The following is a 12,489-nucleotide window of genomic DNA, read 5'->3' as shown; positions in this document are numbered from 1 at the left end:
CCGTACGTTTGAGTCACCCGCAGGCGCGGAAGAAGAGCCCCATGACGCCTCCCGCGAGCGAGCCGGGCGCCCCCGACCCGGCGTTGACCGACCCGATGCTCCGGGTCCTGCGCGAGCAGCACCCCGAGGTCGACATCGTGGTGCTGCCGCAGACAGCTCCTGCTCCGCAGGTCCCCGAGCTCACGCCTTCCCAGCGGCTCGCGCTCGCCGGCGAGCTCGACTCCGCGCTCGACGGCGTCCTCGAGCGGATCGCCGCCTCCCCCGCAGCCGGGGCGGTGCGTCGTGACGCTGCCTGGCACACCGACGAGTGGGACCAGACCTGGTGGGAGGCCTACACCGTCGTCGGCCCGCTCGGCGAGGGCGACAACATGACCCTCCTGCGCGCCACCGCCGAGGCGCTGGTCGGCCTCGGCTGGCAGGTGCGGCCGGTGCCCGGCGACCGGCCTCGGCTCGTCGGCCGGCACCGCGGCGGGCTCTCGGCGTCGGCCACCGTGCGCCCCGACTCGCTGGTGCTCACGCTCCGCACGGTCAAGGTCCGCGCGGTCGACGAGGCGGCGTCGTGACGCTCCAGATGTGGACCGCGACCCTCGCAGCCGCCCGCGACGCGTGGGAGCAGCAGTCGGAGGGGCTCAACGGCCCCCGCAAGAACCTGGCGCAGGCCGACCCCGCCCTCCTCGGCGACGCCGTCCAGGGCGCCGCCGAGGCCTTCCTCGCCACGTGGGAGCAGCGGGTCCTGAGCCTCCGTGACCGGGCCTCCGCCCACTCCGACTCCCTGGCGCAGACGATGTACGACTTCCTGCTCAGCGACCAGGACAGCGTGCAGGCCACCCAGCAGCTCCTCATGTGGGAGGACCGCGGCACCACCCCCGTCCGGACGGTGGGCCCGTGACCACGATCGCCGTCCCCGCGTGGCTGCCGCGCGAGCCCGAGCTCACGGTCACCGAGGCCTCGGGTGCGGTGCTCACTGACGTACGTGCCGCCGCCACCGCCGTCAGCGACGTCGCGGAGTGGGCGCGCACCAACGGTGCACCTTCGGACTTCAGCGGTGACGCCGCCGAGGCGGCCGACCACGCCGTGACCCGCTTCGCCCGCGACACCGACGCCGTCGGCGCTGCCCTCGAGCGCGGCGCCCTGGCCATCGACGCCTTCCTCACCCGGATGCGGCAGCGCCGCTCCGAGCACGCCGACCTGATGGACCGGCGCCAGCGGCTCAACGACGACCGCGACGCCCTGCTCCAGCACATCGAGACCGCCATCGAGGCGCAGGTCGCCACCCTCCAGGCCGACGCCGCCGCACTGCGACAGCGCTTCGAGACCTACCACCAGGACCTCCAGGCATGGCGCGACCGCGTCGACTCCGACGAGCAGGCGTGCGTGCGTGCGCTGGCCGCCGTCGACCAGGTCGCCGAGGGGTTGACGGCCGCCGCCGACCCGTCACGCGCGGACACGGCCGCGCTCGCCGCCGAGCTGCGCCGCCTCGGCACCGACACCGACGCCGTCAACGCGTGGTGGAACGGGTTGTCCCAGGCCGAGCGCAACGCGCTGCTGATCAGCGACCCCGACCTGGTCGGCAACACCAACGGCATCCCCACCGGCGACCGCGACGAGGCCAACACCTCGGCCGTGCAGCGCGACATCGAGTACCTGCTCGGACTGCAGGCCTCGGGGCAGGACCTGAGCGCCTCCGAGCAGCGGTGGCTGGAGAACGCGCAGGCCATCGAGGCCGCCGTGCAGCAGGCGTCCGACGACAAGTGGGCCGACTACGAGATCGACGCGTTCATCATGGCCTACCAGCCCCACGCCTTCGGTGGCGACGGCATCGCCGCGGTCGCCTACGGCAACCCCGACACCGCCGACCACACGGCCGTCTACGTGCCCGGCATCATGCAGGACGGCACCTACATCGACGAGAACGGCAGCCAGGCGCTCAACCTCTACGAGGAGACCGTCAACAGCATGGCGTCGGAGGACCCGCCTCGTGAGGGCGCCGTCTCCACCATCGCCTGGATCGGCTACGACTCCCCCAACTTCAACCCCGAGTCGATGTGGCCCTGGGACCTCGGCGACTCCGCCGGCGACGTCTCCCACACCGTGACCGAGGCCAACGCCCAGGCCGGCGGCCTCGCGTTGTCCCAGTTCGTCGACGGCCTCAACAGCACCCACTCCACCGGCGACCAGCCGCACCTGACCGTGATCGGCCACAGCTACGGCTCGACCACGTCGTCGTACGGCGCCGTCGCCGGCATGGAGGCCGACTCGCTGGTGCTCATCGGCAGCCCCGGCGCCAGCGAGGGCGTGGACCACGCCTCGGACCTCAACATGCCCGCGGGACAGGTCTTCGTGGGTGCCGCCGACAACGACCCGGTGTCGTGGCTCGGTGGCCAGGACGGGATCTTCCCCGGCACGTGGGACGACAGCCTGGGCCTCGGCCAGGACCCGGCGCAGAGCGACTTCGGCGCGACCGTGTTCGCCGTGGACAACGGCCAGGAGTTCCACGGACCCGGCGGCCTGGTCGAGACAGGCTTCCTGCAGAACCACGTCAACTACTTCGACGACGGCAACCCCGCGCTCGCCAACATGGCCGACGTCGTCTCGGGCAACTCCGGTGCCGTCGTCGACACCGGCGGCCGCACCCAGGAGGCCCACGACTACCTCTACGACTGGGTGGGCGAGGAGGCCCAGCACCACGTGGTCGAGCCCGTGGTCGAGACCTACGAGGACGTTCGCGACACCGTGGTCGAGACCTACGAGAACGTCAGTGACACGGTCACCGAGACCTACGAGGACGTCAGCGAGGGAATCAGCGAGGCGGTCGAGGGCGCCCAGGACGCGTGGGACGACGCGTGGGACAGCGTCTGGCCGGTCCGGTGGCCGTGAGCACTACGGTGAGTCGCATGCGCACCACCGTTCTCCTCCTCGCCCTGGTCAGCCTCCTCGCGGCGTGCGGGGGCGAGGGCTCCGGAGGATCTGGTGCCGACGGATCGTCGGTCGACACGGTCGAGACGACGACCACCGAGCGCGCGCAGGAGGCCATCCCCCTCGTCGCCGAGGCCCTCGGGGCCGACGTCGTCCGGGCGAGTCGGCAGTGGCAGAGCTGCATGGCGATCAGCTGGCGCCACGAGGCGTTCGCGACCCTCTCCGCTCCCGCCGGCGACGCATCGTCGCAGCTCGACGACGTCCGCGCGGCGCTCACCGGCGCGGGCTACCAGGACGCGACCCAGGTGGACGACCACGTCACCGTCACCCGCGACGAGACCACGGTCGACGTCCAGCCGACCCCCGCCCGGGGCGAGGGCACCTGGACGGTGACGGTGAGGTCGGAGTGCGCCGACTACGACGGCGACGACCTCGAGCGCGTGGAGAACGACGAGGGCGGTCGCCTCGACGGCGTGTGAGCGCCACCACAGCGCCGTACCCATCGGTCGGGGCTAGCCTGATCGTGGTCCGTGGACTCCACCGGGGAGCTGCGAGATGACGAGGAGCACACGTTGACGACACCGTCCGAGGAGACCGCCCCCTACGGCTCCGGCCCCGCAGCACCGGCTGCGCCTGCCAAGCGCGTACGCACCCATCACCTGCGGGAGATGAAGGAGCGCGGCGAGAAGATCACCATGCTGACGGCGTACGACATGTACACCGCAGCGACCTTCGACGAGGCCGGGATCGACCTGCTGCTGGTCGGCGACTCCGCCTCCAACAACGTCTACGGCAACGAGACCTCGCTGCCGGTCACGGTCGATGAGCTCCTGCCCCTGACCCGGGCGGTCTCGCGGTCGGTGAAGCGCGCGATGGTCGTCGGCGACCTGCCCTTCGGCAGCTACCAGGCCTCCCCGGAGCAGGGCTACCTCACCGCCGTGCGCTTCATGAAGGAGGCCGGCGCGCACTGCGTCAAGCTCGAGGGCGGTGCCGAGATGGCCCCCGTCATCGAGAAGTGCACGCGGGGCGGCATCCCCGTCATGGCCCACATCGGCTTCACCCCGCAGAGCGAGCACACCCTCGGCGGCTACCGCGTCCAGGGCCGCGGCGAGGCCAGCGACCGGATCGTCGCCGACGCCCACGCGGTGCAGGAGGCCGGCGCCTTCGCCGTCGTCATGGAGATGGTCCCCGGCGACGTCGCCGCGCAGATCAGCAAGGAGCTCGCGATCCCCACGATCGGCATCGGCGCGGGCGCCGGCTGCGACGGCCAGGTGCTGGTGTGGCAGGACGCCTTCGGCCTGCGTACGGGCCGGATGGCGCGGTTCGTCAAGCAGTACGCCGACGTGCACGGGGTGCTGCTCGAGGCGGCGCGGGCGTACGCCGACGACGTGCGCGGCGGCACCTTCCCCGGTCCCGAGCACACGTTCTGAGCCGACCGCCGGGCAGTCAGCTCCACCCGAGGTAGCGGGCGCCGCCGACCACGGTGGCGAACCACAGCAGCGCCACCGCCACGGGCAGCACGACCACCGCGCGCGGGCGGCGAGTGAACCACGCAATCGCGAGGACCAGCGCCACCAGCCAGGCGAGCGCGAGCACCAGGACGGCCCACCAGGGCGCCCCGACGGCGACGCTCGTGGCGCCGATCAGGAAGGCGACGCACGCCATTCCGACGAGACCCGCGACGGGCCACGGCGAGAGCGGTGCGCGCGCGGGTGGGGTGCTCAGCTGTCCGGGGTGCCGTCGGTGAGCCCGTCGCCGGACCCAGGGCCGTCGTCGTTCCACTTCGGGTCGTTGTCCCACTCCTCGTTGCGCTCGGCCACCTTCTCCAGCGCGCGGGAGGCCTCAGCGGAGGAGGCGTACGGGCCCAGCCGGTCGGCGTTCTTGCACCCGTCGTGGCCCTCGACGGTGTGGTGCGTCAGGCAGAACCAGTATTCGTTCTCGCTCATGGGCCGAAACTACACTCGCGAGGTGCCTGTCGTATCCCCCGCAGAGGTGTCTGCGCGTCGTGCCGTGCCCGCCCACATCGCCCGCCCCGAGTACGTCGACAAGCCCGCGCCGGCCCGGTTCACCGGCGAGGAGGTCAAGGACGCCGAGACCATCGAGCGGATGCGCGTCGCCGGGCGCCTGGCCGCCCAGGCACGCGAGCTCGTCGGCTCGCACGTCGTGCCCGGCGTGACCACCGACGAGCTGGACCGCATCGGCCACGAGTTCCTGTGCGACCACGGGGCCTACCCGTCCACCCTCGGCTACCGCGGGTTCCCCAAGTCGCTGTGCTCGAGCGTCAACGAGGTCATCTGCCACGGCATCCCCGACTCCCGGGTCGTCGAGGACGGCGACATCGTCAACATCGACATCACCGCCTTCATCGGCGGCGTGCACGGCGACACCAACGCCACCTTCCTCGCCGGTGACGTCGACGAGGAGTCGCGGCTGCTCGTCGAGCGTACGAAGGAGTCGCTCGAGCGGGCCATCAAGGCGGTCAAGCCCGGCCGCCGGGTCAACGTCATCGGCCGCGTCATCGAGGCGTACGCCAAGCGGTTCGGCTACGGCGTGGTCCGCGACTTCACCGGTCACGGGATCGGCACCGCGTTCCACTCCGGCCTGGTCATCCCCCACTACGACGACGAGCGCTTCGACGACGAGATCCGGGTCGGGATGACCTTCACCATCGAGCCGATGCTCAACCTCGGCACGCCCGACTACGACATGTGGGACGACGGCTGGACCGTGGTGACCAAGGACCGGCGTCGCTCGGCGCAGTTCGAGCACACCCTCCTGGTCACCGAGGATGGCGCCGAGGTCCTCACCCACCCCTAGACTCGTCCCCGAGTGGGTCGGCCGGGCGGCCGCGGCACCCTCACCCCGGTTCGTCCGGGGCGAGGTGTCGAGGAAGGTCCGGGCTCCACAGGGCAGGGTGGTGGCCAACAGCCACCCGGGGCAACCCGCGGGATCAGTGCCACAGAGAACAGACCGCCGGTCCGTGCTTCGGCGCGGCGCCGGCAAGGGTGAAACGGTGGTGCAAGAGACCACCAGTGCGCCGGGCGACCGGCGCAGCTAGGCAAACCCCACCCGGAGCAAGATCAGACAGGATGCGTTCGAGGGCGGCCCGCCCGAGCATCCGGGTAGATCGCACCAGGCGGCCGGCAACGGTCGTCGCAGATGGATGGTCGCCCCTGCTTCGGCAGGACAGAACCCGGCCTACAGGCCGGCCCACTCCCACCCCGGACCGCGTCCGGCGCGCCGGACGACCACAACCACCGGCGTACGCCGCACGCGAGCGTGGATCGTCTCGGCGGGCCTGACTTCTGGTCGTCCGACGTGCCTGTGGATGAGCGGAGCGGTGGCCGGCGATCCACGGCACGCTGGGCCCATGGACCCGGTCGTCGCCCTGGAGCGCCTCGGCGGCCATGCCTCGGCACGGCAGCTGCTGCGGCTCACGACGCGACGGCGGTTGCGCAAGGCAGTGGAGCGAGGTCGGTTGCTACAGCCCGCCCGCGGCCGCTACATGGTGCCCACGGCCGCCGAGGCTCGCATCGCGGGGGCGCGGCTGACGGCCGTCGTCTGCCTGCGCAGCGCCGCCGCTCTCCACGGCTGGGAGCTCAAGGTCCAGCCCACCTCTCCAGAGCTGATGGTGCGTCGAGGTCGCAAGCTCACCGCCGAGCAGCGCGACGGCGTCGTCGTCCGATGGGCCAACCTCGCGGCGGACCAGGTACGGGACGGCGTGACGACGCCCCTGCGCACGGTCCTCGACTGCGCGCGGGCGCTCCCCTTCGACGAGGCCCTCGCCATCGCTGACTCCGCCCTTCGGTCCGGGCTGGTGACCCGCGAGGACCTCGACGGGATCGACGTACGTGGCGCGGGCGCGGCAGCCGTACGCCGAGTCCTCGTCCACGCCGACGCCCGCGCCGCCAACCCGTTCGAGTCGGTGCTGCGCGCCCTCTGCATCGAAGCCGGCCTGGCGGTCGAGCCGCAGGCGCATCGTCGCGACTGTGCCCGCTACAACCTTCTCGTCGTCCGTGGCTGGCGCGTGCTGCGCTTCACGTGGGAGCAGGTGATGCATGACCAGGCCTACGTCCGCTGGGTGCTGGCCGAGGTCGTACGGCCGGTCGGACGACCAGAAGCCGGTCACGCCCTGGCACAGTCCGCCTGAGCTCGTCGGACGCCTCGGGTTCTGGTCGTCCGACACGCCGGACGCCTCACGCCAGCCGGAACTCGACCTTCCGCTTCCCCGGGTCGGCCTGCACGAGCTCGACGGCGACCTGCTCGCCGAGGGGCAGCGCGTCCGCGCCCTCCACCCTGGCCTCGATGGCCGGGTCCTGGATCGTGATGTCGCCCCGGCGCCGGTCCTTGTCGTCGAGGTCCACGACGACCGCGGAGAACGTCTCGCCCACGCGGTCGTGGAGCAGCTCGGCCTCGCAGAGGTCGACGATCGCGTTCTCGTACTGGTTGGCCAGGCGCCCGGAGCCGGCCATCGTGTCGGGGAGCTCGTGCATCGCGGCCACCACCCACTCCGGCACCTCGGCGCCGGCGCACAGCGCCACGCAGATCTCCCCGGCGTAGCGGTCCGCCAGCCGACGCAGCGGCGCGGTCACGTGGGCGTACTCGGAGGCGAGCGCGGAGTGCTGGGCCAGCTCGGGGAGCTCGCCGTTGAAGGTGACGTAGCCGGCGCCGCGCAGCAGGCGGGTGCAGGCCACGATCATCGCCGCGTGCGTCGGCCGGGACGGGTCGAGGCTGCGGACGAAGTCGGGGTAGAGCAGCTCGGCCGGCCACTCGATGCCGAGGGCGCGCGCGGTGCGGTGCAGCCGCTGGACGTCGTGCGGGTCCGCCGGCGGGAGCGTACGGAGGATCCCGACCCGGGCGTAGACCATCAGCGACGCGGCGGCCATCCCGGTGAGGAGCGAGATCTGGGCGTTCCAGGTCTCGACCGGCGTCAGCCTGCGGAACTCCAGCTCCCAGTGCCCGTCGCCGGTCTCGACGAGCTCCTGCTCGGGCAGCGGGAGGGACACGCCGCCGCGGGCCGCCTCGCGGGCGAGTCGCAGCTCGCCGACCTCGCGGAGCAGCCCGAACAGCTCGTCGGCCCGACCTGCGTCGATGTCGGCCTGGACCCCCTCGTACGACAGCTGGGCGCGCGAGCGCACCATGGCCCGCTCGACGTGGACGTCGGTGCCCTCCCCCGTCTCGTCGACACGGATGGTCCACAGGAGTGCCGGCCGATCCTCGCCGGGCAGCAGCGAGGCCGCTCCCTCGCTCAGCACGGTCGGGTGCAGCGGGACCTTGGAGTCCGCGCCGTAGAGCGTCTCCCCGCGGCGGTTGGCCTCCAGGTCGACCGGGTCGCCGGGCGCCACGAAGGCCGCCACGTCCGCGATCGCGTAGTGCACGACGTAGCCGTCGCCGGCGCGCTCGATGTGCATCGCCTGGTCGAGGTCGCGGGCCGACTCCGGGTCGATGGTGACGAACGGGATGTCGGTCCGGTCCAGCTCGGGCAGCCGCGGCGCGGCCACGGCCTCGGCAGCCGCCCGCTCGACCGGTTCGGGGAACCGTGCCGAGACGTCCAGCTCCTCCTGGATCGCAGCGATGCCGTCGCGCATCTCCTGCGCGGTGACGCTGTCACCCGTCGATCGGACCTTCACCACACGGTTGCTCGGCATGTCACGACCCTAGCCGTGCGCGAGGAACGAGCGCACGGCGTGGGGCGGGAGGTTGAGCAAGCGCGCGAGCGAGCCTGCGAGCTCGCGGCCGCGCGTCGAAACCCAGACCCCCAGGTCGTAGCAGCCTCCGGCGCACCTAGCCTGTGCCGCGTGCTGATCCTGCTGCCGCCCAGCGAGGGCAAGACCGCTCCGCGCCGGGGCAAGCCCCTCGACCTCGCAGGGCTGTCCTCCCCCACCCTCACCGCGACGCGGAGCACCCTGCTCGACGCGCTCACGACCCTGTGCCGCGACGACCCCGACCGGGCGGTCGAGGTGCTGGGCCTCGGCCCCGCCCAGCGCGACCTCGTGCAGCGCAACGCAGCGCTCGCCACGGCGCCGACCGCCCGCGCCGACGCCGTCTACACGGGCGTCCTCTTCGACGCGCTCGACTTCGCCACACTGTCCCCTGCGGCCCGCCGGCGTGCCACGTCGCGTGTCGCCGTGACGAGCTCGCTCTTCGGGATCGTGCGTCCCGGCGACCGCATCCCGGCCTACCGCCTCTCCGGCGACGCCGCCCTGCCCGGGGTCGGCTCCGTCGCCGGCGCGTGGCGGGAAGTCCTGGGCGATGCGATCACCGACGGCATGCGCGAGGGGTTGCTGGTCGACCTGCGCTCGAGCACGTACGCCGCCTTCTGGCGGCCCACGAAGGACGTCGGCCGCCGCGTGGCCACCGTGCGCGTCCTGCACGAGTCGGGCGGCAAGCGGACGGTGGTGAGCCACTTCAACAAGGCGACGAAGGGCCGGATCGTGCGCGCGCTCCTCGAGGACGGGGCCGACCCGCGCACCCCCGCGGCGCTCGCGGACGACCTCACCCGGCTCGGCTGGACGGTCGAGGTCGGCGAGCCGACCCCGAAGGGCACGCAGCTCGACGTCGTCGTGACCGCGGTCTAGCGCAGCGGGATCACGTCGGTCGCCTCGAGCGGGTCCATCCCGCACAGGGCCAGCAGGTCGGCGATGATCGAGCGCACCTGCGCCAGGATCACCTCGGCGGACAGGTCATCACTGTGCTCGACCTTCGCCGTGGCGTGCCCGAGCGCTATCAGGTCGTCGATGACGGCGACGGCCATCCGGTTGGCCACGAGCTCGTCGGCCACCCGGTCCGACAGGTCGGCCAGGTCGCGCATGAGCGTGGCGTACGACGACGGCACGGGCTCGCGCCGGTAGCACGCGACGGCCACCCGGCGTACGACGACGCGGGTGTTGCGCAGCGCCACGTCGAGCGGCTCGACGAGCTCGGCGAGCTGGCGCTGGTGCTCGCCGTGCCGTCGGCGGAACGGTGACGAGCTGACGACCGACAGCCCTTCCTCCGAGGCGGCCCGCAGCTCGCCGATCAGGACGTCGGTCGACCGGGCGTCGCGCAGGACGGCGAGTGCGAGCTCGACGTCGCCGTCCCCGAGCCGGTCGGCCGAGGAGCGCAGCAGCTCGGAGATCTTGCGCACCACGACGGCGGCCTGGTCGCGCGGCTTGCGCAGCGGCGCCCGCGGCACGACGGTCGCGGCGACCAGCGCCACGGCACCGCCGATGATGGCGTCGGTCCACCGCAGGAACGCGTCGCCCGGCGCCGGCGCGAGCGCCGCCACGACGATCCCCTGCACGGCCGCCTGGATGATCAGCAGCTGACCCGCGTCGAGGAGCAGGGCGATCGACATCCCGGCCGCCACGATCAGCGCGATCTGCGGACCGCCGGACCCGATCAGGTGCGTCGTCGCATCACCGAGGAACACCCCGAGGGCGACGCCCACGGTCACCTCCGCGACCCGGCGCTGGCGCTGGCCGTAGGACATCCCGAGGGACACCACGGCCGCGATCGGCGCGAAGAACGGCAGGGTGTGGTCGAAGACGTCGGCAGCGAGCCACCACGCCACTCCGGCCGCGATCGCGCACTGGCCGATGACCCAGCCCTTGGCACGCAGCCGGGCGACCCGGGCGCGGAGCGACGTACGACTGCGCGCCGCCACCAGCTCCGCGTCGAGGCGCATCGCCGCTCGGCCCTTCAGAGTCCCGACTCGTCGGTGCGCACCAGGATGCGCTGGCACTCCTCGCACCGGATCACCTCGTCGGCAGGTGCCGAGCGGATCCGGGAGAGCTCGGAGGCGTCGAGGGTCATGTTGCAGCCGCCGCACTGGCGCGCGCGCAGGAGGGACGCGCCGATGCCCTTCTGCTCGCGCAGCCGCTCGTAGAGCGCCGTCAGGTCGTCCGGCAGGCCCTCCGTCGCGGGTCCGCGCGAGGCCGTCACCTCGTCGAGCGAGCGGTCGATCCCGGCGCGCTTCTCGTCACGAGCGGTGACGAGCTCTGCGAGCCGTGCGTCGATGTCGTCCGCGCGGATGGCGAGGGCGTCGAGGACCTGCTGGGCCTCCTCCAGCCGCTCCATCACCTCGAGCTCGGCGTCCTCCAGCGTGCTGATGCGACGCTCGAGGGAGACCAGCTCGTGCTGCATCCGCTCGAGGTCCTTCGGGTTGGTGATCTGCCCGGCGTCCATCCGCGTGCGGTCACGCTCGCGGCGGGCCTTGACCTGCTCGACCTCGCGGTCGGCCCGGGACTGCTCCACGGTGAGGTCGTCGACCACGATGCGGGCGTCGCGCACCTGGTCGGTGAGCGCGGTGCGCTCGGACTCCAGCGCGCTGATCTCGGCCAGCTCGGGGAGGCTGGCACGCTGGTGCCGCAGCTGGGCGGCGCGACGGTCGAGCTCGGCGACGTCGAGGAGCGCGAGCTGGTGGGTGGGGTCGGCCTTCAACGGCCCTCCTGCTTCGGGTGCGGATCAGTGGCGGAACGTCCAGGGGTCGGTGCACCGAGTGCTGACCCGGGTGCCGACCCTATCGCCCAGCTCCCCGCGCAGCCGAGCCTCCACCACCGGCAGCCACGTCCACTCCGCGGCCCAGTGCGCGACGTCGACGAGCGCCGGCCCGCCGTGCTCGACGAACTCCCCCGCCCGGTGGTGCCGCAGGTCGCTCGTCACGTACGCGTCGACGTCGCTGCCGGCGAGCTCGTCGAGCAGGAAGTCGCCGGCTCCTCCGCACACCGCGACCCTCCGCACGGGCCGTGACGGGTCCCCCGCCACGCGCACCCCGTGGGCCGTGGCGGGCAGTGCGGCCGCGACCCGGGCGGCGAACGCCTCCAACGTCGTCTCCTCGACGGTGCCGATCCGCCCGGTGCCCGTCCCGGCGAGGCCGGGGTCGGCCAGCGGGACGACGTCGAACGCCGGCTCCTCGTAGGGGTGCGCGGCAAGCATCGCCCGCACCACCGCCGTACGCCGCGACCGCGGGACCACCGCCTCGACCCTGGCCTCGTCCACCACCTCCAGCTCCCCGACCGCGCCGATCGCCGGCGAGGCGCCGTCCAGCGGGCGGAAGCGGCCCTCACCCGTCGTCGTCCAGGTGCAGGAGTCGTAGTCGCCGAGCCGGCCCGCGCCGGCCTCGGTCATCGCGGCCCGTACGGCGTCGGCGCCGGTGAGGGGCACGAACACCACCACCTTGTCGAGCGGCGCCGAGGGGGCGGGCCTGATCGGAGCGAGGTCGGTCAGCCCGAGCGCGAGGGCGAGGGACTCCGAGACCCCCGACACGGCCTGGTCGGCGTTGGTGTGCGCGGTGAGCAGCGCGCAGCCGCCCGCGGTGAGGGTGTGCAGCGTGCGACCCTTGGGCGTGGTCGCGGCGACCGAGCTGACGGGGGTCAGGAACAGGGGGTGGTGCACGACGAGCAGGTCCGCGCCCCACTCCACCGCCTCCCGGGCGACGTCGAGCGTCGGGTCGACGGCGAACATCACCCTGCCGACGTCCGCCGCGGGATCACCGGCCACCAGGCCGACCGCGTCCCAGGAGTCGGCCGTCCCCGGGGGGTACCAGGAGTGGAGCAGGTCGACGACGTCGGCGAGGCTCGGCATGCGCTGATT

General features: G+C 72.9%; 14 protein-coding genes and 1 other RNA gene. 9 read left to right on the top strand and 6 right to left on the bottom strand.

Features of this window, described 5'->3' with window-relative positions; genetic code table 11:
- Positions 1 to 41 precede the first annotated feature (41 nt).
- From IE200_RS14455 to panB, 5 genes are all read left to right on the top strand, one after another.
- Positions 42 to 563: a hypothetical protein gene (locus IE200_RS14455; RefSeq protein WP_191280193.1), complete on the top strand. Its 522-nt coding sequence runs from the start codon at positions 42 to 44 to the stop codon at positions 561 to 563.
- Positions 560 to 889, top strand: a complete 330-nt coding sequence (locus IE200_RS14450; protein ID WP_191280192.1) for a hypothetical protein — start codon at positions 560 to 562, stop codon at positions 887 to 889. The genes IE200_RS14455 and IE200_RS14450 overlap by 4 nt, the downstream gene beginning before the upstream one ends.
- Complete coding sequence (locus tag IE200_RS14445) at positions 886 to 2,877, top strand: alpha/beta hydrolase (RefSeq protein ID WP_191280191.1); 1,992 nt, start codon at positions 886 to 888, stop codon at positions 2,875 to 2,877. The genes IE200_RS14450 and IE200_RS14445 overlap by 4 nt, the downstream gene beginning before the upstream one ends.
- A gap of 17 nt (positions 2,878 to 2,894) precedes the next feature.
- Positions 2,895 to 3,395: a hypothetical protein gene (locus tag IE200_RS14440; RefSeq protein ID WP_191280190.1), complete on the top strand. Its 501-nt coding sequence runs from the start codon at positions 2,895 to 2,897 to the stop codon at positions 3,393 to 3,395.
- 93 nt (positions 3,396 to 3,488) lie between these two features.
- Positions 3,489 to 4,346 carry a 3-methyl-2-oxobutanoate hydroxymethyltransferase gene (panB, locus tag IE200_RS14435; RefSeq protein ID WP_191280189.1) on the top strand — a complete coding sequence of 286 codons (858 nt, stop codon included), beginning with the start codon at positions 3,489 to 3,491 and terminating at the stop codon, positions 4,344 to 4,346.
- Between the two features lie 16 nt (positions 4,347 to 4,362).
- Here panB and IE200_RS14430 read toward each other — a convergent pair whose 3' ends face one another.
- Both IE200_RS14430 and IE200_RS14425 read right to left on the bottom strand, forming a co-directional pair.
- Positions 4,363 to 4,581, bottom strand: coding sequence for a hypothetical protein (locus IE200_RS14430; protein WP_191280188.1), 219 nt, complete (start codon positions 4,579 to 4,581; stop codon positions 4,363 to 4,365).
- A gap of 56 nt (positions 4,582 to 4,637) precedes the next feature.
- Entirely contained in the window at positions 4,638 to 4,862 is a 225-nt protein-coding gene (locus tag IE200_RS14425) for a hypothetical protein (RefSeq protein WP_191280187.1), read from the bottom strand.
- Here IE200_RS14425 and map point away from each other — a divergent pair.
- The 3 genes from map to IE200_RS14410 all read left to right on the top strand — a co-directional run bounded on the left by map (position 4,861) and on the right by IE200_RS14410 (position 7,066).
- Positions 4,861 to 5,733 carry a type I methionyl aminopeptidase gene (gene map / locus IE200_RS14420; RefSeq protein WP_191280186.1) on the top strand — a complete coding sequence of 291 codons (873 nt, stop codon included), beginning with the start codon at positions 4,861 to 4,863 and terminating at the stop codon, positions 5,731 to 5,733. The genes IE200_RS14425 and map overlap by 2 nt on opposite strands.
- Before the next feature lie 13 nt (positions 5,734 to 5,746).
- Positions 5,747 to 6,133: RNase P RNA component class A (gene rnpB / locus IE200_RS14415), an RNA gene on the top strand.
- A 153-nt stretch (positions 6,134 to 6,286) separates the two neighbouring features.
- Positions 6,287 to 7,066 carry a PDDEXK family nuclease gene (locus tag IE200_RS14410; RefSeq protein ID WP_191280185.1) on the top strand — a complete coding sequence of 260 codons (780 nt, stop codon included), beginning with the start codon at positions 6,287 to 6,289 and terminating at the stop codon, positions 7,064 to 7,066.
- A 46-nt stretch (positions 7,067 to 7,112) separates the two neighbouring features.
- Here IE200_RS14410 and IE200_RS14405 read toward each other — a convergent pair whose 3' ends face one another.
- On the bottom strand, positions 7,113 to 8,564 hold the full coding sequence (locus IE200_RS14405) for an RNB domain-containing ribonuclease (protein WP_191280184.1): 1,452 nt from the start codon (positions 8,562 to 8,564) through the stop codon (positions 7,113 to 7,115).
- Between the two features lie 150 nt (positions 8,565 to 8,714).
- Between IE200_RS14405 and yaaA the strand changes: the two genes are divergently transcribed.
- The gene (gene yaaA / locus IE200_RS14400; RefSeq protein ID WP_191280183.1) at positions 8,715 to 9,494 is read left to right on the top strand and encodes a peroxide stress protein YaaA; all 780 of its coding nucleotides are present in this window, start codon (positions 8,715 to 8,717) and stop codon (positions 9,492 to 9,494) included.
- On the opposite strand, the gene IE200_RS14395 is transcribed toward yaaA, so the two are convergent.
- From IE200_RS14395 to IE200_RS14385, 3 genes are read right to left on the bottom strand one after another with little or no spacing between them, the layout of a single operon-like run.
- Positions 9,491 to 10,582: an FUSC family protein gene (locus IE200_RS14395; protein ID WP_191280182.1), complete on the bottom strand. Its 1,092-nt coding sequence runs from the start codon at positions 10,580 to 10,582 to the stop codon at positions 9,491 to 9,493. The genes yaaA and IE200_RS14395 overlap by 4 nt on opposite strands.
- Before the next feature lie 14 nt (positions 10,583 to 10,596).
- A complete protein-coding gene (locus tag IE200_RS14390; protein ID WP_191280181.1) occupies positions 10,597 to 11,337 on the bottom strand; it encodes a zinc ribbon domain-containing protein in 741 nt (246 codons plus the stop codon).
- Positions 11,338 to 11,361: 24 nt separating this feature from the next.
- Positions 11,362 to 12,480, bottom strand: a complete 1,119-nt coding sequence (locus IE200_RS14385; RefSeq protein ID WP_191280180.1) for a Nif3-like dinuclear metal center hexameric protein — start codon at positions 12,478 to 12,480, stop codon at positions 11,362 to 11,364.
- Positions 12,481 to 12,489 lie beyond the last annotated feature (9 nt).

It is taken from the genome of Nocardioides flavus (ex Wang et al. 2016) (assembly GCF_014653115.1).
GTDB classification, from domain to species: Bacteria; Actinomycetota; Actinomycetes; order Propionibacteriales; family Nocardioidaceae; genus Nocardioides; species Nocardioides flavus.
Note: the sequence above shows the minus strand (reverse complement) of the source record. Positions and strands in the feature narration are given on the sequence as shown.

What these genes read in the sequence shown, in the direction of transcription:
- IE200_RS14455 (WP_191280193.1), top strand. Translation starts at nt 42, where the DNA reads ATGACGCCTCCCGCGAGCGAGCCGGGCGCCCCCGACCCGGCGTTGACC.
- IE200_RS14440 (WP_191280190.1), top strand. Translation starts at nt 2,895, where the DNA reads ATGCGCACCACCGTTCTCCTCCTCGCCCTGGTCAGCCTCCTCGCGGCG.
- IE200_RS14430 (WP_191280188.1), bottom strand. Translation starts at nt 4,581, where the DNA reads ATGGCGTGCGTCGCCTTCCTGATCGGCGCCACGAGCGTCGCCGTCGGG.
- map (WP_191280186.1), top strand. Translation starts at nt 4,861, where the DNA reads ATGGGCCGAAACTACACTCGCGAGGTGCCTGTCGTATCCCCCGCAGAG.
- IE200_RS14425 (WP_191280187.1), bottom strand. Translation starts at nt 4,862, where the DNA reads ATGAGCGAGAACGAATACTGGTTCTGCCTGACGCACCACACCGTCGAG.
- IE200_RS14410 (WP_191280185.1), top strand. Translation starts at nt 6,287, where the DNA reads ATGGACCCGGTCGTCGCCCTGGAGCGCCTCGGCGGCCATGCCTCGGCA.
- IE200_RS14405 (WP_191280184.1), bottom strand. Translation starts at nt 8,564, where the DNA reads ATGCCGAGCAACCGTGTGGTGAAGGTCCGATCGACGGGTGACAGCGTC.
- IE200_RS14395 (WP_191280182.1), bottom strand. Translation starts at nt 10,582, where the DNA reads ATGCGCCTCGACGCGGAGCTGGTGGCGGCGCGCAGTCGTACGTCGCTC.
- IE200_RS14385 (WP_191280180.1), bottom strand. Translation starts at nt 12,480, where the DNA reads ATGCCGAGCCTCGCCGACGTCGTCGACCTGCTCCACTCCTGGTACCCC.